This window comes from Nitrosomonas sp. (assembly GCF_040240425.1).
Taxonomy (GTDB): domain Bacteria; phylum Pseudomonadota; class Gammaproteobacteria; order Burkholderiales; family Nitrosomonadaceae; genus Nitrosomonas.
The window spans coordinates 19895-45351 of the sequence record NZ_QPHG01000002.1; the positions used below are offsets into that span (position 1 = coordinate 19895).

General features: G+C 49.5%; 24 protein-coding genes. 17 read left to right on the plus strand and 7 right to left on the minus strand.

Translation table 11 applies throughout. The features are described 5' to 3' along the window. Window positions 1–4 precede the first annotated feature (4 nt). From DU481_RS00795 to DU481_RS00805, 3 genes are read right to left on the minus strand one after another with little or no spacing between them, the layout of a single operon-like run. Window positions 5–1252: an HlyD family secretion protein gene (locus DU481_RS00795; protein WP_350131371.1), complete on the minus strand. Its 1248-nt coding sequence runs from the start codon at window positions 1250–1252 to the stop codon at window positions 5–7. 17 nt (window positions 1253–1269) lie between these two features. Further along, the gene (locus DU481_RS00800; RefSeq protein WP_350131373.1) at window positions 1270–2328 is read right to left on the minus strand and encodes a radical SAM protein; all 1059 of its coding nucleotides are present in this window, start codon (window positions 2326–2328) and stop codon (window positions 1270–1272) included. Between the two features lie 24 nt (window positions 2329–2352). Continuing rightward, the gene (locus DU481_RS00805) at window positions 2353–2556 is read right to left on the minus strand and encodes a hypothetical protein (RefSeq protein ID WP_350131375.1); all 204 of its coding nucleotides are present in this window, start codon (window positions 2554–2556) and stop codon (window positions 2353–2355) included. 276 nt (window positions 2557–2832) lie between these two features. On the opposite strand from DU481_RS00805, the gene panB reads away from it, so the two are divergent. The 7 genes from panB to DU481_RS00840 all read left to right on the plus strand — a co-directional run bounded on the left by panB (window position 2833) and on the right by DU481_RS00840 (window position 11608). After that, complete coding sequence (panB, locus tag DU481_RS00810; RefSeq protein ID WP_350131377.1) at window positions 2833–3624, plus strand: 3-methyl-2-oxobutanoate hydroxymethyltransferase; 792 nt, start codon at window positions 2833–2835, stop codon at window positions 3622–3624. Between the two features lie 13 nt (window positions 3625–3637). Further along, window positions 3638–4483, plus strand: coding sequence for a pantoate--beta-alanine ligase (panC, locus tag DU481_RS00815; protein WP_350116530.1), 846 nt, complete (start codon window positions 3638–3640; stop codon window positions 4481–4483). Window positions 4484–4534: 51 nt separating this feature from the next. Beyond that, window positions 4535–5908 carry a chromosomal replication initiator protein DnaA gene (gene dnaA, locus DU481_RS00820; protein ID WP_350131608.1) on the plus strand — a complete coding sequence of 458 codons (1374 nt, stop codon included), beginning with the start codon at window positions 4535–4537 and terminating at the stop codon, window positions 5906–5908. A gap of 188 nt (window positions 5909–6096) precedes the next feature. Continuing rightward, window positions 6097–7212 (plus strand): DNA polymerase III subunit beta, encoded by a 1116-nt coding sequence (gene dnaN / locus DU481_RS00825; protein ID WP_350131379.1) that lies wholly within the window; start codon window positions 6097–6099, stop codon window positions 7210–7212. An 83-nt stretch (window positions 7213–7295) separates the two neighbouring features. Continuing rightward, complete coding sequence (gene gyrB / locus DU481_RS00830; RefSeq protein WP_350131381.1) at window positions 7296–9716, plus strand: DNA topoisomerase (ATP-hydrolyzing) subunit B; 2421 nt, start codon at window positions 7296–7298, stop codon at window positions 9714–9716. Between the two features lie 28 nt (window positions 9717–9744). Then, on the plus strand, window positions 9745–10338 hold the full coding sequence (locus DU481_RS00835) for a hypothetical protein (protein WP_350131383.1): 594 nt from the start codon (window positions 9745–9747) through the stop codon (window positions 10336–10338). 211 nt (window positions 10339–10549) lie between these two features. After that, window positions 10550–11608 (plus strand): hypothetical protein, encoded by a 1059-nt coding sequence (locus tag DU481_RS00840; RefSeq protein ID WP_350131384.1) that lies wholly within the window; start codon window positions 10550–10552, stop codon window positions 11606–11608. A gap of 71 nt (window positions 11609–11679) precedes the next feature. Here the strand turns inward: DU481_RS00840 and typA are convergent, their stop codons facing one another. Further along, window positions 11680–13494: a translational GTPase TypA gene (gene typA / locus DU481_RS00845; RefSeq protein WP_350131386.1), complete on the minus strand. Its 1815-nt coding sequence runs from the start codon at window positions 13492–13494 to the stop codon at window positions 11680–11682. Between the two features lie 119 nt (window positions 13495–13613). Between typA and DU481_RS00850 the strand changes: the two genes are divergently transcribed. Beyond that, window positions 13614–14582: an ornithine cyclodeaminase family protein gene (locus DU481_RS00850; protein WP_350131388.1), complete on the plus strand. Its 969-nt coding sequence runs from the start codon at window positions 13614–13616 to the stop codon at window positions 14580–14582. Window positions 14583–14796: 214 nt separating this feature from the next. Here the strand turns inward: DU481_RS00850 and DU481_RS00855 are convergent, their stop codons facing one another. Next, a complete protein-coding gene (locus tag DU481_RS00855; RefSeq protein WP_350131390.1) occupies window positions 14797–14988 on the minus strand; it encodes a hypothetical protein in 192 nt (63 codons plus the stop codon). 143 nt (window positions 14989–15131) lie between these two features. Between DU481_RS00855 and cutA the strand changes: the two genes are divergently transcribed. From cutA to DU481_RS00880, 5 genes are all read left to right on the plus strand, one after another. Continuing rightward, window positions 15132–15461, plus strand: a complete 330-nt coding sequence (cutA, locus tag DU481_RS00860) for a divalent-cation tolerance protein CutA (protein WP_350131392.1) — start codon at window positions 15132–15134, stop codon at window positions 15459–15461. Between the two features lie 16 nt (window positions 15462–15477). Beyond that, entirely contained in the window at window positions 15478–17412 is a 1935-nt protein-coding gene (dsbD, locus tag DU481_RS00865; protein ID WP_350131394.1) for a protein-disulfide reductase DsbD, read from the plus strand. 157 nt (window positions 17413–17569) lie between these two features. Beyond that, window positions 17570–18157 (plus strand): TlpA family protein disulfide reductase, encoded by a 588-nt coding sequence (locus DU481_RS00870; protein ID WP_350131396.1) that lies wholly within the window; start codon window positions 17570–17572, stop codon window positions 18155–18157. Window positions 18158–18516: 359 nt separating this feature from the next. Further along, window positions 18517–18852 carry a BON domain-containing protein gene (locus tag DU481_RS00875; protein ID WP_090315034.1) on the plus strand — a complete coding sequence of 112 codons (336 nt, stop codon included), beginning with the start codon at window positions 18517–18519 and terminating at the stop codon, window positions 18850–18852. A gap of 128 nt (window positions 18853–18980) precedes the next feature. Next, complete coding sequence (locus DU481_RS00880) at window positions 18981–19352, plus strand: DUF2784 domain-containing protein (protein WP_350131398.1); 372 nt, start codon at window positions 18981–18983, stop codon at window positions 19350–19352. On the opposite strand, the gene ttcA is transcribed toward DU481_RS00880, so the two are convergent. Continuing rightward, window positions 19347–20255, minus strand: a complete 909-nt coding sequence (ttcA, locus tag DU481_RS00885) for a tRNA 2-thiocytidine(32) synthetase TtcA (RefSeq protein ID WP_350131400.1) — start codon at window positions 20253–20255, stop codon at window positions 19347–19349. The two genes, DU481_RS00880 and ttcA, sit on opposite strands and share 6 nt — an antisense overlap. Before the next feature lie 159 nt (window positions 20256–20414). On the opposite strand from ttcA, the gene DU481_RS00890 reads away from it, so the two are divergent. From DU481_RS00890 to DU481_RS00900, 3 genes are read left to right on the plus strand one after another with little or no spacing between them, the layout of a single operon-like run. Beyond that, window positions 20415–20867: a cupredoxin domain-containing protein gene (locus tag DU481_RS00890; RefSeq protein WP_350131402.1), complete on the plus strand. Its 453-nt coding sequence runs from the start codon at window positions 20415–20417 to the stop codon at window positions 20865–20867. Then, window positions 20864–21394: a DUF411 domain-containing protein gene (locus DU481_RS00895; RefSeq protein WP_350131404.1), complete on the plus strand. Its 531-nt coding sequence runs from the start codon at window positions 20864–20866 to the stop codon at window positions 21392–21394. The genes DU481_RS00890 and DU481_RS00895 overlap by 4 nt, the downstream gene beginning before the upstream one ends. Before the next feature lie 13 nt (window positions 21395–21407). Next, on the plus strand, window positions 21408–21875 hold the full coding sequence (locus tag DU481_RS00900; RefSeq protein ID WP_350131406.1) for a c-type cytochrome: 468 nt from the start codon (window positions 21408–21410) through the stop codon (window positions 21873–21875). Window positions 21876–21897: 22 nt separating this feature from the next. Here the strand turns inward: DU481_RS00900 and DU481_RS00905 are convergent, their stop codons facing one another. Further along, on the minus strand, window positions 21898–22401 hold the full coding sequence (locus DU481_RS00905; protein ID WP_350131408.1) for a hypothetical protein: 504 nt from the start codon (window positions 22399–22401) through the stop codon (window positions 21898–21900). A gap of 438 nt (window positions 22402–22839) precedes the next feature. Between DU481_RS00905 and mutS the strand changes: the two genes are divergently transcribed. After that, complete coding sequence (mutS, locus tag DU481_RS00910) at window positions 22840–25440, plus strand: DNA mismatch repair protein MutS (RefSeq protein ID WP_350131410.1); 2601 nt, start codon at window positions 22840–22842, stop codon at window positions 25438–25440. The last annotated feature ends 17 nt before the right edge of the window (window positions 25441–25457 follow it).

A 25457-nucleotide genomic window follows, 5' to 3' on the forward strand; every position in this document is an offset into this window, starting at 1 on the left:
CCCTTTAAATCCGGCCGGTGATCGACAACACCGGATCAAACACCCATTCAATCAATCGCCGCCGGTCGATATGAATATCCGCATCCAGTACCATGCCCGCTTGCAATGGCATCGCTTGGCCGTACGCTTGCACCTGCTGCTGTGGCAAACGGACCGTGATGCGGTATACCGACTCCTGAATCGCTACCGGCAAACTGGATTCATTTGGTTGAATCACCGTGCGGCCAATTTCGGCCACCTCACCCAGATGATGTCCGAAGCGCTGATAGGGAAAAGCTTGATAGCGCAGAGAAACTTGCTGTTCCGGCTTAATAAATCCGGCGGCGCGCGTGGGCACCAATAACTGCGCTTGTAGCTCGGCGCCCTCGGGCAAAATGGAAAGCAGCGGCATCGCCGGATTCGCCATCTGCCCTACTTCAGCCAAAATGGTCGTAACCGTGCCATCGGCCGGTGCGGTCAAAATAACGCTGCGGCGTGCATCCGCTTCCGTGAGCTGCTGCTCCAGCTCGGAGATTTGCCGTTCGATCGCAGCGGTATTATTGGCCTGTTTCAAACCGGAAGCCGATAATTCCACGCGCGCCGCGCTTAGCTCGCGATTCAAGCCGGTGATGCTGCGTTTTAATTGCGCGTGTTGATTTCGCTGATCGATCAGCGCCTCGTGCTTTTCCTGCACGGCCGCATCGGAGACAAAATGCTCTGTCAGTAATTTTTCATAGCGCGCCACCGTGCGTTCCGCATTCACCACGCGGCTGGCTTGAAGCGCCAATTGCGCCAAAGCTTCGCGGATTTCCGTTTCCAATCCACGGATCCGTCCGGCAATACTGCTGCCGGTCAGTACATCGATTTGCTGCTGCTTACCTTGTTCCTGCCGCAAACTATCGCGCCGTTGTTTCAGTTCAGCGAGCATCGCCGCCTGCGCTTCGCGCGTATTCGACGTGGTCCGTTCGCTGGTAATGATCAGCAACGCATCGCCTTGTTTGACCTGTTGACCTTCACTGACGTGCTTTTCAACCACGGTTCCAGCTTGCGGGGAGAAAATCCGGATCATGCCTTGTGTCGGCGACAAATAACCCACCACATGCTCCTTACGGGTATATTCCCCCCAGTATGCAAAACCGGCGATCGCAATGGCAAAAAGCGCAGCTGCCCAAACCAGCACACTGATCGCCGGAGACCGGGCAATCAAAACATCGCCATGCAGGCGGTTTTGCTGGTGGGATAAGGCTTCTGTGCGAAAGAGGTTGTGTTTCATTGGATCGATGGATGACGTCAAATATCGCTGTGCGCATGCGCTACATTCGATTGACCGCTCTTTTTCATGGGAGACGGATGATTCGTTTCTTCCGCCCGTTTGCCAATCAAATTGTTCCAGTCAAAGAAATAGGGGTTAGGCGCGCGGGCAATTTCATCGTACACATCCCGGCAGAGCGTATAAAATGCTGGCAGGCGCTTTACTTGCCAGTCTTTCAGCAGTGTACGCAACGGTGCCTGGGTTAAATTACCTATGGCAAAATCCCGCGCAAATCCGTATTGAATTGGACTGACGGTGGCGTCCGCCTCAATCACGACCGGAGAAACCAAATCGCCAAACCGTTTACTTTTGTGTTCTGACGCAACACTGGCAAAAACCAACTCAGGATGTTGTTTCACGGTTTCGCTAAATGCGAGATCAATTTGCACTCTCAATGCGCTGTTATTGCTTTGCTGGGCGAGCAACCAGGCATACGCGCTTTCCGTCGCATCTGGTGCACTTCCTTGCAGCATCGTGGCGGCATTACCGACTTCCTCCAAGGGGTGAATCTGGAGCAATTTTGCACCCTCACTGATGGCAAAATCCCGGACCCAGTCGAGTTCGTTCAGATTGTATTGCGTCAATGTGAAAATAAAACCGAAATTCAGATTCGCTGCGCGCAGCAGCGGCAAGCGCGCTTTCATGGTATCGAACGCCAGTTGCGAACCTCTGATGCGATTATGCGACTCGGGTATGCCGTCAATGCTGATCGCCAGCACATCGACGTTGCCTTGCAACAGCTCGATATTCGGCGCGGTCAGCAACATCCCGTTGGAAGTCACGCTGGTACGCATACCGCACGTGTGGGCATACTGTAATAATTGCGCCAGTGGTTTATAAAGCAGCGGCTCACCACCGGAAAGACTGACAAAATTGAAACCTTCATCGGCTGCATCCGAAATGGCCTCACACAAAAGATCAAGCGCAAGTGCGCCGTGCGCACGTGGTGAAGAAGAAGAATAGCAGTGGAGACAACTTAGATTACACTGCCGTGTTGGATGTATTTGCAAAATACGGGCTGATCCGGTTGGTCCCATTGCTATCTCCCTCTTTATGAACTGTTAGTGTCCGGCGTTGAACGAATTGTTAAAATGAGAAATATCGACCGGGATACCCCTGATCAACCAAGATGGAAAAGTGTTAAAATTAACCGCACCGAAACCGGATAATCCACCCGCGATTTGACTGATTTCCTCCGGGGTTAAGCTCGCCATGGTTTGGCATTCGGCTTTCATTTTTTCAGAACCGCTCATTTCATGAGACATGATTTTTCTCCTTTGAAGGGTTTAATAAACATTACTAGGCGGATTGATCGATCCCAAAGTTGCGATTGAAATAAGGTTTTGGCGCTGCCAAAAACTGCTGCCAATGCATTTATCAACCAATCCAGTTTCAAGATAACGCGATTGACCCGGAATCGCAGTGAGAAAAATCACAGCGGAATGCACATCCATTCAGGATATTGAAACGTCCATTGGAAGCCAGCAAATACGCTATGATCCGGTAACAGCTAAGTCTTTATCAGGTATTGATACAAAAACATGAGAATTACCCACCTTACCCTGCAAAAAATGGTTGAGAATCGTGAAAAATTCGCGGTACTGACCTGTTACGACGCAACTTTTGCGGCCGTGCTGGAAAATGCCGGTGTAGACGTGTTATTGGTTGGCGACTCGTTGGGCAATGTATTGCACGGTAGTGACACTACCTTGACCGTGACAATGGACGATATGCTTTACCATACACGCTGTGTAGCGCGCGGCAGCAGCAAGGCGCTGATCGTCACGGATATGCCGTTCGGCAGTTATCAGATCTCACCCGCGCAAGCGTTTGAGCATGCCGCCAGGATTATCGCCGCGGGTGCGCAGATGGTTAAAATTGAAGGTGGTCATCTCATGGCTGACACGATTCAATTCCTGACCCAGCGTGGTATCCCAGTGTGCGCGCACATCGGTTTGACACCGCAATCAGTTCACCAGCTGGGTGGATATAAACTACAGGGCAATACGGAGAAATCGGCGAAACAATTGCTCGACGACGCAAAAATGCTGGAAAAATCCGGTGCGAGCTTGCTGGTCATGGAAATGGTTCCGGCGAAATTGGCGAAAAAAATTACCCAAGCATTATCTATTCCGACGATCGGCATCGGCGCGGGCGCCGATTGCTCAGGTCAGGTGCTGGTGCTGCACGATATGCTGGGACTATCCCAAGGTAAAAAACCGCGTTTCGTCAAAGACTTTATGCCGGATGCTAAAAGCATACCCGAAGCAGTGGCGAATTATGTCCAGGCTGTCAAAACCGGACAGTTTCCTGCTAAAGAACACGAATTTTGATCACCTGCGCTGTATGAACATACTGACCGATATTGCCGCATTGCGTGAAACGCTGCGCGGTGAAAAAAACATTGCTTTCGTTCCAACTATGGGCAATCTGCACGAAGGCCATCTGGCGCTGATCGAACAGGCAAACCGGCTGTCCGGTTGCGTGGTGGTCAGTATTTTTGTCAACCGGCTGCAATTCTTGCCGCACGAAGATTTCGAGCGCTATCCGCGCACATTGGAAGAAGATTGCAGGGCGCTGTCCGCATTGAATGTCAAGACCGTTTTCGCACCTAATGAAAAAATTCTTTTCCCAACACCGCAAGAATTCTTGTTAGCATTACCGCCTGTAGCAGATATCTTGGAAGGGAAATTCCGTCCGGGGTTTTTTCGTGGTGTTGCAACGATCGTATTGAAACTATTCAATATTATTCAACCTGACCTGGCTGTATTCGGCAAAAAGGATTATCAGCAGTTGCATATAGTGCGTGAAATGGTACGACAATTGAATTTACCCGTTAATATTGTAGCCGGAGAAACGATCCGGGCAGCTGATGGACTAGCATTAAGTTCGCGCAATCAGTATTTAAACGGTACGCAACGGGCAGAAGCCTGTCACCTTTATCAGACGCTTTTGCGCATCAAGCAGGAAATCATTTCAGGCTGCAACGATTTTCAGGCATTACAGGAAAACGCCAGCAACAATCTAGCGCAGCGCGGCTGGAAAGTTGATTACATCAGCATCCATAGACGCAGTTCACTACTTCCGGCACAAGCTCCGGATCAAGATTTAGTCGTTTTAGGGGCAGCTTGGCTCGACAAGACACGATTAATTGATAACCTGGAAATTGAACCGCCGATTTTTCTAAAATAACATTGCATTATGACCGCCTTTCCAAACCAGACAGACGAAGAACAAAAAATGATGCAATCACTGAATACTTTCTGGTTATCTTGCCTTGATCATTTTAGAAAAGAACTCAACGCACAGCAATTTAATACCTGGATCAAGCCCTTACAAATTGATCCGGAACTGAATAGCGACGACGAAGTTGTATTGATTGCACCGAATCGTTTCGTGTCACAATGGGTTAAAGATAATTTCATCGGGCACATTGAAAACATGGCGCTGATGTACTTCGATAAGAAAATCCAGTTTCACCTGAAACTGGCTGAGCCAAATGATGCAAAAGCTGTGATAGTCAAAGCCGCGCCGGTGGAAACGCCACAGGAACCACCAGTGGAACCCAAGACCGCATACCAGCCAGGCAGGAAAAATCCCAGCGGTCTGAATCCAAATTTTACATTTGATAATTTCGTCACCGGTAAAGCCAACCAACTCGCGCGCGCCGGTGCTATTCAGGTAGCCGAATCGCCCGGCATTGCATATAACCCGTTGTTCATCTACGGCGGCGTGGGACTGGGAAAAACGCACCTGATCCAGGCCATCGGTAATTACGTGCAGGAAAACAACAAAAACGCCAAGATCCGCTACGTGCATGCGGAAAAATACGTATCCGACGTGGTCAGCGCATACCAGCACAAAGCGTTCGACAAGTTCAAGCTGTATTATCATTCGCTCGATCTGCTGCTGGTGGACGATGTGCAGTTCTTCGGCGGCAAAAACCGTACACAGGAAGAGTTTTTTTATGCGTTCAACGCACTGATTGAAACACATAAACAAGTGATCATTACTTGCGATACCTATCCAAAAGAAATTACCGGACTGGAAGAACGGCTGGTATCGCGTTTCGGCTGGGGATTGACAGTTGCGGTCGAACCGCCGGAGCTGGAAATGCGTGTGGCGATTTTATTAAAGAAGGCCTTCCAGGAAAAAATGCGCCTGGACGAAAATGTCGCATTTTTCATCGCCAAACATATCCGCTCCAATGTACGCGAACTGGAAGGCGCATTGAAACGCGTGCTGGCTTTTTCGCGCTTTGTCGGTCAGGAAATCACCTTGGATCTGGCGAAGGAAGCGCTAAAGGATTTGCTCGCCGTGCAAAGCCGGCAGATTTCGATCGAGAACATCCAGAAAACCGTTGCCGATTACTACAAAATCAAAGTATCGGAAATGTACTCGAAAAAACGCTCGCGTATCGTCGCACGGCCGCGGCAAATGGCGATGGCTATCGCCAAGGAATTGACTGCATTGAGCCTGCCGGATATCGGCGAAGCCTTCGGCGGCAGAGATCATACCACCGTGTTGCATGGCTACCGGAAGATCAACGAATTGCGGGTTTCCGACCCCGTGGTGAATCGCGATTTCAACGCGCTGATACTCATTTTAAGAGGTTGATAACAGTTGAATAGATTGTGTATAACTCTTTTTTTTAAAAGATCGCGATTTTTATCCACAAACTATCCAAGCCGTATACACTTATCATACAGTCGAAAATTTTATACTATCTTGTTGATATTCAGCGGATGTTAAAAACTATACAGAAGAATTGCGGACATTATCTAATTACTACTATTTTTATTTAAATGCTTTTAATTAAAACCAATCGAGATACATTGCTAAAACCGTTGCAAACGGTTACCGGAATTGTCGAACGACGTCAGACATTACCCATCCTATCAAACGCGCTGATCCGGCAAAATGCGGAAAAGACCTCTTTTTTGACCACTGATCTGGAAATACAAATCAAAACGATTGCAACCCTTGATTTGTTGCCCAAACAGGATTTTTCCTTAACGGTTTCCGCAAAAAAACTACAGGATATTTTGCGTTCGCTATCCGCTGATGCTGAAGTGACACTGACCCGGCAGGACGATCATCTCTACGTCAAATCCGGTAAAAGCGCGTTCAATCTGCAAATACTTCCAGCAGAAGACTTTCCAGAAGTTGCGGAAGAAGCTGAATCGGAAGATGCGATTACGCTGAAACAAAAAGAATTAAAAGACTTGTTGCATCATGTCCAGTTTGCTGTTGCGCAACAAGACATCCGTTATTACCTGAACGGTCTTTTGTTATTGACGGATAACAAGCAATTCATCAGTGTCGGCACCGACGGGCATCGTTTGGCTTACATCGCAGCGGCATTGGATAAAGCACAGAAAAAACAGGAAGTCATCCTGCCACGCAAGGCTGTGTATGAACTATCCAAACTGCTCGAAGACAGCGAAGAGCCGGTGACCATTGAATACTTCCAGAACAAGGTGCGGTTTTCCTTTTCGGGCATTGTCCTGACGTCCAAAGTCATCGACGGTAAGTTTCCCGACTACAACCGCGTTATCCCGACCCGGAACAACAAACAGTTTGAAATTAGCCGCCAAACCTTCTTGCAAGCGTTGCAACGCGTATCGATATTGTCTAATCAAAGCGAAAAATTCCGTGGCGTTCGCTTGATCGTCAGTGAAAATAACCTGCGTATCGTTTGCAAAAACAACGAACAGGAAGAAGCCGAAGAAGAACTGGAAATCAACTACACTGAAGAAGCAGTGGATATCAGCTTGAACATCACCTATCTGCTCGATTTATTGAACAATATCGATAGCGAAATCGTGCAGTGCGCGTTTGAAAATGCCAATAGCAGCGTGCTGATCACAATACCTGGGAACGATGCGTTTAAATATATCGTCATGCCGATGAGAATTTAACCGCATGTGAGCAAGAACTCAGCAAAATCCGCAACTATCGAAGTCATTCCCTGCAACGTACATAACCCTGAAAATCCTGACCCATGAGCGATCAAAACCCCAACGTACCTAAAGACAGTTCGAGCGATTACGGTTCCGAAAGCATCAAAATCCTGAAAGGCCTGGACGCCGTGCGTAAACGGCCTGGCATGTATATCGGCGATACCAGCGACGGTACCGGCTTGCATCACATGGTGTTCGAAGTCGTTGATAACGCCATCGATGAGGCGCTGGCGGGACATTGCGACGACATCACCGTCACCATCCATCCGGACAATTCCATCAGCGTGCTGGACAACGGCCGTGGCATTCCGACTGGCATTAAGCATGACGACGAAATGAAGCGCTCCGCAGCGGAAATCGTCATGACCGAACTGCATGCCGGGGGAAAATTTGACGACAATTCGTACAAGGTTTCCGGCGGTTTGCACGGTGTCGGTGTATCGGTGGTCAATGCGTTGTCGGAATGGTTGAAACTCACTATCCGCCGCGACGGCAAAATGCATCAGATGGAATTTCGCATGGGTGTTCCGGTCAAGCCGCTGGAAGCTACCGGCGAAAGCGAACGGCACGGTACCGAAGTGCACTTTCTCGCCAGCAAGGAAATTTTCGGCAACGTTGAATACCACTACGACATTTTCGCCAAGCGTTTGCGCGAACTGTCGTTCCTCAATAACGGCGTAAAAATACATCTGATCGATCAACGTACCGGCAAGGATGAAAGGTTCGCTTTCACCGGCGGTATCAAAAACTTCGTCGAGTACATCAACCGCAGCAAAACCGTGCTGCACCCCAGTATTTTTTATACAACGGGTGTGAAGGACAACATTGCCGTCGAGGTTTCGATGCAATGGAACGACAGCTACACCGAACAGGTGCTGTGCTTCACCAACAATATTCCGCAAAAAGACGGCGGCACGCATTTGACCGGCCTGCGCGCGGCGATGACGCGTACGCTCAACAATTACATTGAGAAGAACGAACTAGCCAAAAAAGCCAAGGTGGAAACCTCCGGTGACGACATGCGCGAAGGTTTGTCGTGCGTGTTGTCGGTAAAATTGTTCGAACCTAAGTTTTCGTCGCAAACCAAGGAAAAACTGGTGTCGTCCGAAGTGCGCCCGGTAGTGGAAGAAGTCGTATCGCAAAAACTAACCGAGTATTTGCTGGAAAATCCCATCGACGCTAAAACGATTTGTAACAAAATCATTGATGCCGCCAGAGCTCGCGAAGCAGCGCGTAAAGCCCGCGAATTGACGCGCCGGAAAGGCGTGCTCGACAGCATGGGACTGCCGGGAAAACTGGCTGATTGTCAGGAAAAGAATCCGGCATTGTGCGAACTCTATCTGGTCGAGGGTGATTCCGCAGGCGGTTCCGCCAAGCAAGGGCGCGATCGTAAATTCCAAGCCATTATGCCGCTCAAGGGTAAAATCCTGAACGTGGAAAAAGCGCGTTTTGACAAATTGATCTCGTCGCAGGAAATCATTTCGCTGATCACCGCGCTCGGCACCGGCATCGGCAAGGATGAATACAATCCTGACAAACTGCGCTATCACCGTATCATCATCATGACCGACGCGGACGTGGACGGTTCGCATATCCGTACATTGCTGCTTACATTCTTCTACCGGCAAATGCCCGAATTGATCGAGCGCGGTCACATTTATATCGCGCAACCGCCGCTGTATAAAATCAAGCACGGCAAAAAGGAACGCTACGTCAAGGACGATCACGAATTAAAGCAATACATGCTGAGCCTGGCGCTGGATGGCGCGGAACTGCATACCGGCGACGGCAAACCTTCGTTGACCGGCGAAACGCTGGAAAAAATCGCCAATGAATACATTTTGGCCGAAGCTGTGATCGAGCGCATGACTCAAGCGATCGACAGCCATGTCATGCACGCGCTGCTGCGCAAACCTGATGTCGATTTGAGCAGCGGACAAGCAGCCGCGGACAGTGCATCCCGCTTGGCGGCGCGCGTCAAAGATGTGGAAATCGCCGCCGAATACGACGATCTACACGAACGCTACCGCCTCAAAATCATGCGCTTGTCGCACGGCAATGTGCTGACCAGCTACCTGGATAACGATTTTCTCGACAGCGGTGACTACGCGCAAATCCAGAAAACTGCGCTAGTGTTTGAAGGCTTACTGAGTCAAGGCGCTTACATTCAACGCGGCGAACGCAAGCAAGCAGCCGGTGAATTCAAACACGCGCTGGAATGGCTGCTGGAAGAAGCGAAAAAAGGCCTGAACGTGCAACGCTACAAAGGCCTGGGTGAAATGAACCCCAGCCAACTCTGGGAAACCACCATGGACCCGCAAAACCGCCGCCTGCTGCGCGCGCAAATCGAAGACAGTATCCTGACTGACGAAATCTTCACCACCCTGATGGGCGATGTGGTGGAACCACGACGGGCGTTTATCGAGAAAAATGCGTTGAGGGCTACGAATATTGATATTTAGGCAAGTTTAACTAGCTAGCATTTCTACAATGTCTGATGAAAAAGAAGTTGCATACTATGCTGCGAAAGTAAATGCTTGGTTTAATACTAAGCTTGAATATGATAAAAGCTTATTAGTTCTATCAACAGGTGCTATAGGTCTCTTAATTACTCTACTTACTGTTACAAATGTTGGTTCAACAACTTTGTTGTATATTTTTGTTTTAGCTATTGCCTGCTTTTTGTTATGTATTATTCTCATACTTGCCATTTTTTCTTGGAATGCGAAGCATTTGGAAGAATTGATAGCAGGCAATAATAAGAATAATAAAATCTTAGCTATTCTAGATAGATTATCCATTTTCGTTTTTATTGTCGGTGTTTTATTAGCTTCAATTTTTAGTTATATTGCTGCAGAAAATAAAATTAGCTCAATGGAGAAATATATGTCAGAAAAGAATGAATCAAATCAGAGTATAAGTAAGGAGAGTTTTTATGGCGCTAATAATTTAGATCCAAAAATAGAAAAAAAGAGTTTTGATGGTGCTCATAATTTGATGCCACAAAAAAAGCCAGATAATAATTCTACAAATTCAACAGGTAATTCACAGTCAGGACAGTCTACTGATAGTAGTAAAAAATAGAACTGATTTAACTTGTAATTCCTCGTGAATTGTCACGATCGTGCCAATAACATAGCACTATAAGAACTTTTCATGTTTGAAGGTTTTAACGATAATCTCTCCAGCAAAGAGATCTTCCACCCTACTGGCAATAAGTTGAATTGATGAAATACGATATATACCAATCTATTCTTCCTAAAACCCAAAGCTACCTAAAATGGAGGGTCAGTCAATGAAAAAGAATCTTTTAATGCCAAAATTGTATTTCATCCCGCTGGCGCTTATCCTGGCGCATGGCGTTTCCCATGCGATGCCTGGCATGCACGGTTCCGGCAACGGTGCAGCGACGGAGCATTCGCGCGTGTCGAACAGCATCGGCGGGAAAATCAATTCGACCGGTTCGGAGATGGAGATTACTTATAGCGCCGACGGCAAGACGGCGATTTTTGTGTCGACGCGCGAGGGTAGTGTTCAATCGCCTGGCGGTCATTACAGTTTCGATATCTGGATGTCGCATCGGGTCGATGGCGAGTGGCAGGAGCCGGTTCATTTGGGGCCGGGGATCGATCCGAAGGTGGGGCCGGACATCAATACTTCGGCGTGGGAGCTGGAGCCGAGCTTTTCCGATGACGGCAACGTGATTTATTTTACCCGCTACGAAGCGGGCAATATGTTGTCCGGCGATTTGTATGTGGTGCAAAAAGTCGATGGCGTGTGGCAATCGGCCAGAAATTGGAACGACGTGCCGGAGCTGCCGAGCATCAATACTTCGACAGGCGAGGAGCATTGCCCGATCATTGCGTCCGATAGCCTGATTTATTTCAGTTATCACCAGCCGGGCGTGACGCAGGACAGCGATATCTGGAAGGTCGAGAAGAAAGACGGTGTGTGGCAGAAACCCGAAAGCCTGGGGCCGAAAATCAATTCACCGCAGCGCGACCATATGCATTGGACGGGGTTATCGAAGGACGGCAAAAGTCTGATCATCACCAGCATGCGCACCGATTTGGGTTCGCGCGGCGGTCATGACGAGTGGATTGCACGGCAAAATGCCAATGGCGAATGGCAGGAGCCGGTGAATCTCGGTGATGCGGTCAATACCGGTGGCGAGGATATGTGCTGGACATTCACACCGGACGGTAAGCAATTCACCGGCAGTTGGGGGCCGCACGGCACGTACGACATGGATCTCCGCTCGGTTAATAAAAGCGATGTGCCGCTGCTGAAGGACTTTGAGCCGGTCGGCCCGCCGCCCAATTTGCTGAAAAGCGGTGCAACTAAAGCGAACTGATCGGTTGTTGTAACGGAAAGAATGGAATGCGCCGGTGTGATTAAGACCGGCGCAATTGTTTAGATTAGCTATTAAGCAGCCGCGCGTGAAGCACGTTTGCGTTCATGCTCGAGCAAGAAGCGTTTACGGATGCGAATCGTTTGCGGTGTAATTTCCACCAGCTCGTCGTCGGCGATGAATTCAATCGCGGATTCCAAGGTCAGCTGAATCGGCGGGATTAATGTCACGGCTTCGTCGGTGCCGGATGCACGGATGTTGGTCAATTGCTTGCCTTTGATCGGATTGACGACTAGATCGTTATCGCGGGTGTGAATGCCGATCACCATGCCTTCGTACAGGCGGTCGCCGGGGCTGACGAACATGCGGCCGCGGTCTTGCAGTTTCCATAACGCATAGGCGACGGCTTCCCCCAGTTCGGCGGAAATCAGCACGCCGTTTCTGCGCGGCGGGATTTCCTGGCGCATCGGAGCGAATTCGTCAAACACATGGCTCATCAAGCCGGTGCCGCGCGTCATGGTCATGAATTCGGATTGAAAACCGATCAGACCGCGCGCCGGAATGCGGTAATCCAGCCGTACACGGCCTTTGGCATCCGACACCATGTCTTGCAAGTCGCCGCGGCGTGCGCCCAGGGCTTCCATCACTGCGCCTTGATTGGCTTCGTCGACGTCGACGGTGAGCATTTCAAACGGTTCGCATTTGACGCCATCGATTTCACGGATCACCACGTGCGGGCGCGATACTGCCAGCTCGTAGCCTTCGCGGCGCATATTTTCCAGCAGAATGGTCAGGTGCAATTCGCCGCGTCCGGAAATCAGGAACGAATCGGTCTCGTTGGTTTCTTCCATGCGCAGCGCGACGTTGGTCAGCAATTCTTTTTCCAGACGTTCGCGCAATTGGCGGCTGGTGACGAATTTGCCTTCCTGGCCGGCGAATGGTGAGGTGTTGACCTGGAACGTCATGGTCAGGGTTGGTTCATCAACAGCGAGAACCGGCAGCGCTTCGGGTTTGTCGACATCGGCCAGTGTGGCGCCGATACTGAGTTCGTCCACGCCGTTGATCAGCACGATGTCACCGGCCAAGGCTTCTTTCATTTGTATCCGTTCCAGGCCCTGGAAACCGAGCACTTGATTGACTTTGGCTTTTTTCGGCGGCTTATCGCCCATTAACACCATGACTTCCTGGCCGGGTCTCAGTTTACCGCGGCGGATACGGCCAATGCCGATACGGCCGACGAAACTGGAATAATCCAGCGCGCTGATTTGCAGTTGTAAGGGCTCATCGGGATTTTCATTGGGAGCGGGGACATAGTTGAGGATGGTGTCAAACAACGGACGCATGTCCGTGCTGGGTTTTTCAATATTCAGCGTGGCAAAACCATTCAACGCTGAAGCATACACGACCGGGAAATCAAGCTGCTCGTCACTGGCGCCCAGTTTGTCGAACAAATCAAATGTTTGATCGACCACCCAATCGGCACGCGCGCCGGGGCGGTCAATCTTGTTGATCACGACAATCGGACGCAATCCCAACGCCAGCGCCTTTTTGGTGACAAAGCGGGTTTGCGGCATCGGGCCTTCTACGGCATCGACCAGCAGCAAAACCCCGTCGACCATCGACAACACGCGCTCGACTTCACCGCCGAAGTCCGCATGACCCGGGGTGTCGACGATATTGATGTGAACCCCTTCGTAGTCGATGGCGCAATTCTTGGCTAAAATGGTAATACCGCGCTCGCGTTCAATATCGTTGGAATCCATCACGCGATCAGAAATTTGCTGGTGTGCGGCAAAGGTGCCGGCTTGATGCAACAGTTTGTCAACCATCGTGGTTTTGCCATGGTCAACGTGAGCGATGATGGCGATATTGCGGATCGGGCGAGACATAAATAATTCCTCAAAAAATAAGCTTTTAGTTGTTGCGGCGGGGGCGGTATTATAGCAGCCGTAGCGCGAAAATGGCTAATTTTCCATTAACTTAATAGAATCTTCAGAGACAACGTTCCGTGCGGCAAAGTTCTGACATCCGGTATTTATCTTGGGATTTATTGCAATCTCTGCAATTAACGCCGCAGGAAATTGCGCTCAGTATTGAGCATCTGTTGCTCGGCCGTAAGCGCCAGCAAGTTTGGAATGCGCCCAAAGCAGTCATTACGCCGCCGGATGGCCGGTATATGATGGCTACGCTGGCGGCGGCCGACGATCCACCTTTTCTTGCTGTCAAAGCCTTGGTGTTGAATCCGGATAACCCTAAAAACGGCTTGGCCAGTATTAATTCGCTGGTGACTTTGCTCGATAGCCGCAGCGGATTGCCGCTCGCGATGCTCGACGGCAACTGGGTGACGGCAGTGCGCACTGCCGGATTGAGCGCCGTTGCGGCCAAGCGGCTGGCACGGCCGGATGCTTCCGTTGCTGCGTTTATCGGTTGCGGCGTGCAAGCGCATAGCCATTTGCAGGCGCTGGTTGCGTTGTTTCCGCTCACAGAGATTCGCGCGTTTGGGCGCGGGACAATGAGCCGGGATACTTTCTGCCGCAGCGCGGAAAAAATGGGACTGACGGCGGTTGCCAGCGAAACTGCGCGAGAAGCGATGCACGATGCGGATTTGATTGTCACATCGGTAACCTTATCGCCGCAACTCGTTCCTTTTTTGGATGCGCGCTGGCTGAAACCCGGTGTTTTTGTCACCATGACGGATCTGGCCGCACCGTGGCTGAAAGAAAGCATAGCGGCGTTTGACCGGATTATCGTCGATGACTTGGAACAGGAAGCCAGCATGGACAAACCGCTGGTTGATCCGGCGCTGGTGCACGGTGATCTGACCGGATTGGTGACGGGCGATGCAGCTGGGCGCTGCACGGCTGACGAGCGCACCGCGTTTGTGTTCCGGGGATTGGCCCTGGGGGATCTGGCGGTAGCCGGGTTGGCCTATCAGCGCGCCTGTGAATGTTCACAAGGCGCGCTGGCTGGGGATTAAAGAAAATGAGATTGTCTGGTTAATAAACAGATTGCGGGCGGTCGTTTAAAATTTTAGCGCTTTTAGCAAGCGCATTATTTTACTGCTGATCCTAAGTTCAGCCGTTGGAATGTACGTCACCGGAAGAGGTATTGAGATTGACGCAAAGAATTTTCATGCAACCTTGTCACTGAAATTGCTCGAGTTTATCAGGGCTTTTTTTGCGAAGGGTTTGTTATTCTTTCTCGACGCCTGACATCAGAAATTTGACGAGCAGCGCGAAAATGAAGGGAATTGTGCTTAATCCTGTCACCATATAATGCTCGGTCGTGAATTGATCACCTTCATCCATGAGGATATAGCCAAAAAATACCGTGACCGGGGTAATGATCGATAGCGCTATAACCAAGTTAAATAGTCCTTTCATTTGCTCTACTCCTTGCGATTAATTATTTTTTAAGTATATGCGTATTGGCGCGGCATGCCCAGCGCGCGCGTTTGCTATCACAACTGTCCATTGCAGCGTTAAGCGAGGTAAAATCAGCTATTGTGTATTAACTGATAACGCCAATGGAAGCGGTACTGATCATCTCCAACTTCCCCGATCAAAAAACAGCTACGCTACTGGCTGAAGCTTTAATCGAGCAGCGCTTGGCGGCGTGCGTCAATGTGCTGAGTCCCTGTGTTTCGATCTATCGCTGGCAAGGTAAAATCGAATCGGCCGGAGAAGTTCCGGTTTTGATCAAAACCCGGAAGCAGCACTACGACCGGGTTGAACAGTTGATCAAGATGATGCATCCTTATGAACTTCCTGAAGTGATTATGGTTCCTATAGCCGGTGGGCTGCCTGCTTATTTGCAGTGGATCGCCGATACAACACTACTATCCGATTCCGATTAAACACGACTGAATACCGATGCGATCAATCCAATTTTTGTTACTGATTTTATGTTTGGCCAGTACTCAGGTGCATGCCGAGGAAGGCAGTTCTTTCAGCTTGTTCCAGAAACTTCAGGGACTGGGGATCAAGCTGGGTCAAAGCAATCCGCAAGAGCTTCTGCCGCCGGATGAGGCATTTAAGCTATCGGTGGAGGTGCGCGATGGCCACACGTTGATCGCGAGCCTGACACCGGCTAAGGATTATTATTTGTATCGCGATAAAATCGTGTTTGAGCCAAAGCAAGACGGCATGGTTATTGAAAAAGTGACGTTGCCGCCGGGCAAAATGAAAGAAGACGCAACGTTTGGCCAAACGGAAGTTTATTACAGTCCGGTACAAGCCATCATTTCGCTAAAACGCGTGGATTCCGCAAGCGAGCAACCGCTGACGCTATCGGCGACTTATCAGGGTTGCAATGAGCCGGTCGGTGTTTGTTACGCGCCGATTCATAAAGCCATCGATCTGACATTACCGGCAGTGAAAGCCGCTATCGGCGCGGTTGCTAACGCCGTGAGTAACCCGGCTGCTGCGGCCGGGGTGGATGCAACGGCAGATTTGTTCCAGATGCCATCCAAAGCGCCTGCCATTGAAACCGAGGCGTACAAAATTGACCAAATGTTTCAAACCGGTGATTTCTGGTTGATCCTGACCGGATTTTTCGGTATTGGCTTGCTGCTGTCGCTTACCCCTTGTGTGTTTCCGATGTTTCCGATTTTGTCGGGAATTATTGCCAATCGCGGCAAGCACGTGACTAAAAGTCATGGATTTATCCTGGCATTGGCGTATGTGCTGGGCATGGCGATTACGTATGCCATTGCCGGTGTGGCGGCTGGGTTGTCGGGCTCAATGCTGTCGGCCGCATTGCAGAATGCCTGGGTGCTGGGTTCGTTTGCAGTGATTTTTGTGCTGCTGTCTTTTTCCATGTTCGGTTTTTATGAGCTGCAATTGCCCGGTGTTTTGCAGACCAAGCTATCCGAGGAAGCCGGTCACCTTAAAGGCGGGCATTTGACCAGCGTGTTCGGCATGGGCGCATTGTCGGCATTGATCGTCGGCCCTTGCGTCGCGGCGCCTTTGGCTGGTGCTTTACTGTATATCAGCCAGACCCGCGATGTGATACTGGGTGGTTCGGCGCTGTTCGTCATGGCGCTGGGGATGGGCGTGCCTTTACTGTTGCTGGGCACATCCGCCGGTGCGTTGTTGCCAAAAGCCGGAGCATGGATGGAATCGATCAAGCGGTTCTTTGGCGTATTACTGCTCGGCGTCGCTATCTGGTTGATCTCTCCGGTTATTAACGACGTGGTGCATATGCTGTTGTGGGCGGCGTTGCTGATTATCTCGGCTATTTATCTGCATGCGATTGATCCGCTGCCGGAACGCGCTTCGGGTTTGCAGAAATTTCTCAAAGGCATCGGTGTGATTGCTTTGCTGGTAGGTGTGGCATTATTAATCGGCGTGTTATCCGGTAGCCGCGATGTGTTGCAGCCGCTGTCAAAACTAAACTTGGCAGCGGACGCGGCAAGCGGTCAAGAGGCAGCAGTTTCCAGTTATCCGGCTTTACCTTTTCAGGGGGTAAAAACCGTTGCGGAATTGGATGAGCAAATCCGCCAATCCAAAGGCAAGCACGTTATGGTTAGATTTCATGCGGATTGGTGTGTTTCCTGCAAGGAAATGGATCGTTTTACGTTGTCCGATGCCAAAGTGCAATCACGTTTGAAGGATGTCGTGCTGCTGCAAATCGATGTGACCGACGGTACACCGGATGATGCGGCTTTATTGAAGCGGTTTAAGCTATTCGGCCCGCCGGGCATTCTATTTATCGATCGCCAGGGTAACGATGTGCCTGATATTAAAGTGATCGGTTTTCTGAATAAAAATGATTTCTTAACTGTGCTGAACGCCGTTTTGATTTAGGCATGCATTAAACCTGACAACAGGTTTCTGCAGATTGAAAATTATCTAAGGAAGTGAAGTAGCGATGCCAAAATCTAAACTTCTTGCGTTGTATTTGCGCGCACTAAAACCCAATATCAAGTTTCTTCAAGCTGGAAAACTATCAAAGGATTTCGTGATGTCAAAATTTAAGCAGATTTTTTTGTATGTTTGTGTCGCATTATTTGCACTGGGAGCAGGTTCATTTCTGCGATCCGTATTGACGGAGTCGTATCAGGTGGAATTATCCAGTGCAGAAAGCCAGCAAGGTGCAAAAGCGATTCTCGAAGCCAATTTACCGGATATTCACGGCGAAAATCAGGCCGTTTCGCAGTGGTCTGGAAAAGTGCTGGTGGTGAATTTCTGGGCTACTTGGTGTACACCTTGCCAAGAGGAAATCCCTGAGTTTGTCGAGGCGCAGGAAAAATACCGCGAGCAAGGATTGGTGTTTGTCGGCATCGCGCTGGATCAAGCCGACAAAGTGAAAATGTTCAGCCAGGAATTCGGCATCAACTATCCCGTACTGGTCGGCAGCATGGACGCGTGGTCGCTGGCAGCGGCGGCTGGCAACCGCATGTCGGTATTGCCGTATACCGTGGTCATTAACCGTTCCGGTGAAATTGCGGAAACCTATGTAGGCCGGGTCAATTTGAAAAAACTGGAAAAATTGGTTCTTCCATTGCTCAAGGAAACTTCACCCGCGCAGCCGTCAGAAAAAACCAGCTAATAGCGCCGGTTTCTTCAGGATCGTAAGTTGTTTCATCTTTTGAAATTTGTCTTAGCCTTAAGCGCTAAAGCTGCAAAATTATAGTGAGATCTATTGCGCAAGTATTCCAAATAAACAATTGCACTGCGTGATATTCAGGTAATATTTATTGCAGGAATAGAATGCTTTTTATACTGGCATGCACGCGAGCTACTCTGTCCATAAAAAACCTCGCATTCTGATTTTGCGAATACTTACCGGAAATTCAATAACACTGTTAATTTTGAATTGAATCAATTTTAGAAGGCAGTAGCGCAAGGGTCTTTAATCTAAATGTGACGAGGGATATTTTTCCAATATTCATTTAGGAGAACCTCATCATGGTAAAACTTGATCGCAATAGTCGTTTTGTTGTTTTCTTTTTGATTGCGCAAATGGCTTTCTTCCCGGCCTGCACATCGGCGCCTAAGTATGAGGGAAGCGCAGAGCAATACGATGATATTGTCCTTACCACCAAGGTTCACGAAGCCATTATCGATGAGCTCTCCTTGCGGCCTTTCGAAATCAATGTCAGAACCGTAAAGGGTGTGGTCGAACTTAGCGGCACCGTCAATTCTCGCGACGATATCGATAAAGCCATGGCCGTTGCACGCAGTATCAATGGTATAAGATTCATCAAGAATGATATGCGTACCCAAGGAACCGGTGATTATTAATTTTGTTTGTACCCATGAATTGCAAGTTGTATGGAAAACAAAAACTTGCAATTCATTCCTGCCTCAATGGCGCGATGAGTTGTTGCGCCGGTCATCGTTAATGCAAAATTACCCCATCAAACACGCCATTGGCTGACATTGTACTGATCGTTCATTTTTTGTATGTGCTGTTTGTGGTTGGAAGCCTGCCCGTCATTTGGCTGGGCGCGTGGTTTAAGCTGAGCTTTATCAGGAATCCATGGTTTCGTTATTTACATCTTGGCGCGATTGTATTGGTCGTGATGGAATCTTTGATGGGCGCCGTTTGCCCGTTGACAGCATGGGAAAATAGCTTGCGCCAGGTTGAAACCGGCGGCAGTTTTATTCAGCATTGGCTTCATCGCATCATGTTTTACGATGCACCGGAAGGCGTGTTGACAGCGGTTTATATTGTGTTTGCCGGTTTGGTCGCGATGACTTTCAAATGGGTGCCGCCGGTGCGCGGAAATCGCCGGTCATGATGATGAAACGAGTGAACGATCATCCGTTTCTTCCGCGCCAGGGGTTAGCATTTCTTCGATATTGGGTTCGAAAGTTTCTTCATCGAACGCCGTGTCCCCGCCGATGAAGGGTTGATCTTGCGCTTTCAGGTTGAAGAAATCATAGCGGGAAGTATCGGCCAGATGCGATGGTTGAACGTTTTGTAAGGCGCGAAACATGGTTTCCAGCCGACCGGGAAATTTTTTATCCCATTGTTGCAACATTTCTTTGATGACCTGGCGTTGCAAGTTAGGCTGCGATCCACATAAGTTGCAGGGAATGATTGGAAAATTTGCAATGGCGGCGTACGCTGCCAAATCCTTTTCCTTGCAGTAAGCCAGCGGACGGATAACGATGTGCTTGCCATTATCGCTGACCAGCTTGGGCGGCATCGCTTTCAATTTTCCGCCATAAAACATATTCAGAAACAGGGTTTCCAGGATGTCGTCGCGATGATGGCCCAGCGCGATTTTGGTGGCGCCCAATTCGCTGGCAACCCGGTAAAGCACGCCGCGGCGTAAACGCGAGCAAAGACTGCACGTGGTTTTCCCTTCCGCGATGACGCGTTTTACAACGCTGTAAGTATCTTGTTCGATGATACGGAAAGGCATGCCGATTTCCGTCAGGTAGCTGGGCAGTACCTGCTCAGGAAAACCGGGTTGCTTTTGATCCAGATTGACCGCGATCAGCTCAAATTCCAATGGTGCATGCGCTTGCAGATTGCGCAGTATATCCAATAAAGCATAACTATCCTTGCCGCCGGACAAACAGACCATTATCCGGTCGCCGGCCTCGATCATATTGAAATCAGCAATCGCAGTACCGGCCAGCCGCCGCAGGCGTTTTTGCAGCTTGTTGGTATTATATTGTTGTTTTTGTTGCATACTTTATGAGATTCCAGTGGATGAAAATGACCTTTTTAATCCGGTAAAATGCACGATACTGGTGGTGGAATATTAGACAAATAAAGTGGAACAATTTAGCATAGCCGGATTCTAATCAAGACGGATAAACAGGTTCGGGAATTATTTCAGGAGCATTCTATGAACGGGATTATACCATTTGTGGTCTTGGTCTTGTTTTCAACCAGTAGTTACTCGAATACTAACTATTCCAATGTTGAAGTTGATATTGGCAGGCCGGGTGAGGCGGACAAAGTATCCCGTATCATCAAGCTGACACAAGTGGATAATATGTTTTTACCGGCTGAAGTCAAAGTAAATGAAGGCGAAACGATCCGGTTTGTGGTGAAAAATGGCGGCAATCACCCGCATGAAATGTTGCTGGGTTCGATGGCAGAGTTGAAAAAAGTTGCTAATATGCGGCGCATGTATCCTGATAAGGAGCATTCCGAAGCTCATCTGCTGCAACTGGAGCCGGGCGAGCAAAAAGAACTGATCTGGCAATTCACGCACGCAGGGACAATTGATTTTGCCTGCCCGTTGCCGGGCCATTTTAAGAAAATGCATGGAACAATCATTGTGGAGAAAAAATGAAATTACGAATAGGTGCGATACTGGCAGCTGGATTGTTAGGTGTTGCTGCGCAAGCAGCCGCTACAACGACGGTTGATGTTTATAAAAGCCCGACCTGCGGGTGCTGTGCTAAATGGGTCGATCACATGCGTGATCACGGCTTTACCGTAAAAACGCACGATGTGGGCAATAAGGAAATCCGAAAAAAATCGGGTATTTCCGAATCCCTGGGCTCTTGCCATACCGCGTTGATCAACGGTTATGCGATTGAAGGACATGTACCGGCGCCGGACATCATCCGCTTATTGAAAGAAAAACCGAAGGCGGTAGGATTATCTGTTCCTGATATGCCGCACGGCACGCCGGGTATGGAAGGCAGCGGACGAGTCGATCCATATAATGTTCTGCTGATCGAAGAACGGGATCAAGCGCGCAAGGATACGAAGATTTATCACCGTTATGACCCTTATGCCAAGAAAGCCGTGCAAGAAGCGGAACCGGCTAATGCTGAGCCGGAGAAAAGCAGTTCTGTGATGCGCTTGAAGTAGTAGCGGCTTTTTCATGATCGTGCGTAATGTGGTGCTCTGCATTTTTGCTGCAACAATGCTGGGTTGCGGTAATTCTGCGCCGCCCGGTGTTTCTTCCGGCCAGCATCAGGTTGATAGCAAGACAGGCTTAATAAAGCGGAATTTGGATCAAGCGCAAATCAAACGCGGTGAGAGTGTCTATAACGCCAATTGCATTGGATGCCATGGACCTAACGGCGAAGCGACCCCGGAATGGCGTAAACCTGGTGCGGATGAAAAATATCCGCCACCGCCATTGGATAGCACCGCGCACGCCTGGCATCATTCGACCGACGTTTTGAAAAAAACAATACTCAAAGGGACGCCGCCTGAAATTGGCTCCATGCCCGCATGGGAGGGTAAGCTGACGGAACAGCAGGTGGATGATGTGATCGTCTGGATAAAATCCCTATGGTCGGACGAAATTTATGACATCTGGTTTAAGAATTTTGAAGGAAAGTAGTCGTCAGCACCGCTGATGATGGTCATTCTTCCGTTTTTTGTTCCAGTGATTTTATTTGTTCCAGGATATCCTGTTTTTCATTTTCCAGTTCTGTGAAACGTGCATACAGCCGGTTTAAGTCGGCTGTATATTTTTCAATCCGTTGATCCCTTTCTTGTTTCTGCTGCATTAAATTATTGTAATTAGGCACCGGAATACTTTGCCCAGGTGTGCTCGGCAACGGTATATTCATGGAAGGCTCAGCGATATCATTGCGGCGTAATTCTTGAATCATCATGAATTGCTGTTGAATGGATTGAGATTCTTGCTGTATGTGAGCTAACGCTTTTTCCAGTTGACGTGTTTGCTTTTCCGTATCCGTCGTACCCTTATCCTCATCAGCCCAAACCATGAGGGAAAAAGTCAGTGTCAGCAAAAAAAGAATTGTTCGCATGGTATAAGGCCTATTCAAAAGAAGAATAACCGTGTGTTTTTCACGCTGCGAAGCAGCGTTAGTTGATTCCCCGGTTTGTTCAGTATTTTCCATTCTACACGCCTGCAACGCTATGGCGCATCACTTAATTTCTAAGGAAACGCTGATTAATTGACTACACGAGCGAATCACTTCGTTGCGAGGTACTCACTCCCTTGCCTATCTTGTAGATATGTCTCGGTTGCTGTGTTCCGTGCGCCTCGTGCTTCATCTCGTTCGCCTAATTAATCAGCGTTTCCCTAATTCATCTGTTTCTATCCGCGCAAATCAATTTCCCGGAATTATCCAAATAATTTGCCTATAATACCGTGCGAATACTGAGGTAGCATCAATCGCCGTTCTATGCCAGTCATCCACCCGATCCAGGTTTATTCTATTTTGAATCAATGCAGCGTTTAAAGAGAATCGTGAAACATCAAGAGATTCGTGTGGGCGGAAAGATTTTAAACAAATGATGCATTTTCCAATGCAAAAATAATCTTGCGTGAATAAATGAAAACCCAAAAAGAACAGCATACGCCGATGATGCAGCAATATTTGCGCATCAAGGCGCAGCATCCGGACATGCTGATGTTTTATCGCATGGGGGATTTTTATGAGTTGTTTTTTGACGATGCGGAAAAAGCGGCAAAACTACTGGGGATCACGCTGACACAACGCGGCGCTTCCGCCGGGGAGCCGATCAAAATGGCGGGCGTGCCCTACCATGCGGCCGAGCAGTATTTGGCAAAGCTAGTCAAGGCGGGTGAATCCATTGCGATCTGCGAGCAGGTCGGAGATCCGGCGACCAGTAAGGGGCCAGTAACGCGCGAAGTGACCCGCATCATCACGCCGGGAACGCTGACCGATGCGGCATTGCTGGAAGATAAGCGCGATTGCATCTTATTGGCGTTGTCGATACAGGAATCGACCTTGGGATTGGCTTGGTTGAATCTCGCGGCAGGGCAATTACGCGTGCTGGAAACCGTGCCGCACAATCTGCTCAGCGAACTGGAGCGTTTGCAACCGGCGGAGATTCTTTTGCCCGAATCATTGAAATTGCCTGAGATACAAGGAAGAAACTGGGCGTTGAAGCGTTTGCCGCAGTGGCAGTTTGATCATGACAGTACGCGCAATACGTTGACGCGGCAATTTGCAACCCATGATCTCAGCGGTTTCGGTTGTGAGGATTTGTCCACTGCGCTGTGCGCCGCCGGGGCATTATTGGAATACACGCGCCTGACGCAGGGATCCGCCGCGCCCCATATTTCGTCGTTGCAAGCGGAGCGGGAGAGTATTTATGTGCGCATGGATGCCGCAACGCGCCGCAATTTGGAAATTTCCGAAACGATACGCGCCGAGCGATCGCCGACGTTGCTGTCGTTGCTCGACACCTGTGCCACCAATATGGGCAGCCGTTTGCTGCAATTCTGGCTGCATCATCCGCTGCGCGATCGCACCGTCATACAGCAGCGGCTTGATAGCGTGGCGGCGCTGATCGGAGAAAACGGGCAGCATCATTTTGCGGCCGTGCGCGTTCTGTTGCGGCAATGTGCCGATATCGAGCGGATAACCGCGCGTATTGCGCTGAAATCGGCGCGGCCAAGGGATTTATCGGGTTTGCGTGACAGTTTGAAACTGCTGCCGCAAGTCATCCTGGCTACCGCCCACTGTAACAGTGAGCGCATCGGCCAATTGCTTCACGTCATGCAGATTGAACCCGCAGTGGTTGAGTTACTGAGCAAAGCTTTGTTGCCGGAGCCGGGTGTGGTGTTGCGCGAAGGTAATGTCATTGCCGATGGTTTCGACGCCGAGCTCGATGAGTTGCGTGCGCTGCAAAACAATTGCGGTGAATTTTTGTTGCAACTGGAAATGCGCGAAAAGGAACGCACCGGCATTCCTAACCTTAAGGTGGAATATAACCGTGTGCATGGTTTTTATATCGAAGTCACGCATGCGCACAGCGAGAAAATCCCCGCCGATTACCGCCGCAGACAAACGTTAAAGAATGCCGAGCGCTACATTACACCGGAACTGAAGACCTTCGAAGATAAAGCCTTATCTGCGCAAGATCGGGCACTGGCGCGGGAAAAATATTTGTACGAAGGATTGTTGAATGCGCTTGCCCAGTACATTCATGCGCTGCAAAAAATCGCCGCGAGCGTCGCGGAAATCGACGTTCTGTGTGCATTTACCGAACGTGCCCAAGCGCTCGGCTATGCTGCTCCGCAGTTAGCCGGTGAGGATGTGTTTATCATCGACACCGGCCGCCATCCGGTGGTGGAGCAGCAGGTGGAAAACTTTGTCGCCAATGATGTGCAGCTGGGCGCCGAGCATAGCGGAAAACCGCGCATGCTGATGATTACCGGTCCCAACATGGGCGGCAAATCAACTTACATGCGGCAAATTGCGTTGATTGCCTTGCTGGCGCATTGCGGCAGTTATGTACCGGCTAAAGTTGTACAAATTGGAATCTTGGATCAAATCTTTACTCGCATCGGTGCGGCCGACGATTTGGCCAGCGGACGCTCGACGTTTATGGTGGAAATGACCGAAACCGCCAACATTCTGCATAACGCCACAGCGCACAGCCTGGTGTTGATGGACGAAGTCGGGCGTGGTACGTCGACATTTGATGGTTTGGCTTTAGCGTTTGCCATTGCGCGTCATCTACTGGTCAAGAACCGCAGTTTTACTCTTTTTGCCACGCATTATTTTGAATTGACCAAGCTTGCGGAAGAATTCAAACAGCTCCAAAACGTGCATTTGGATGCGGTCGAGTATAAGCACCGTATTGTTTTTCTGCACAAGGTTGCCGAAGGGCCCGCCAGTCAAAGTTATGGCCTGCAAGTGGCTGCACTCGCAGGCGTTCCCGATGCGGTGATCAAGCTGGCGAAAAAACACTTGATTAAGTTGGAACAGGAAAGTGTAAAACAAGAACCGCAATTGGATCTGTTTTCTGTTTCGATTGCCGGACCGCAAGAGGAAAGCGTGCAAGAACATCCCGTCATTACCATGCTGCAAAAGCTTTCGCCGGACGAATTGAATCCCCGGCAAGCATTGGAACAACTCTATGTATTGAAAGAAGCCCTGGGTACTGCGGATAACAGCTAGCTTTTATCGCCCCAGCG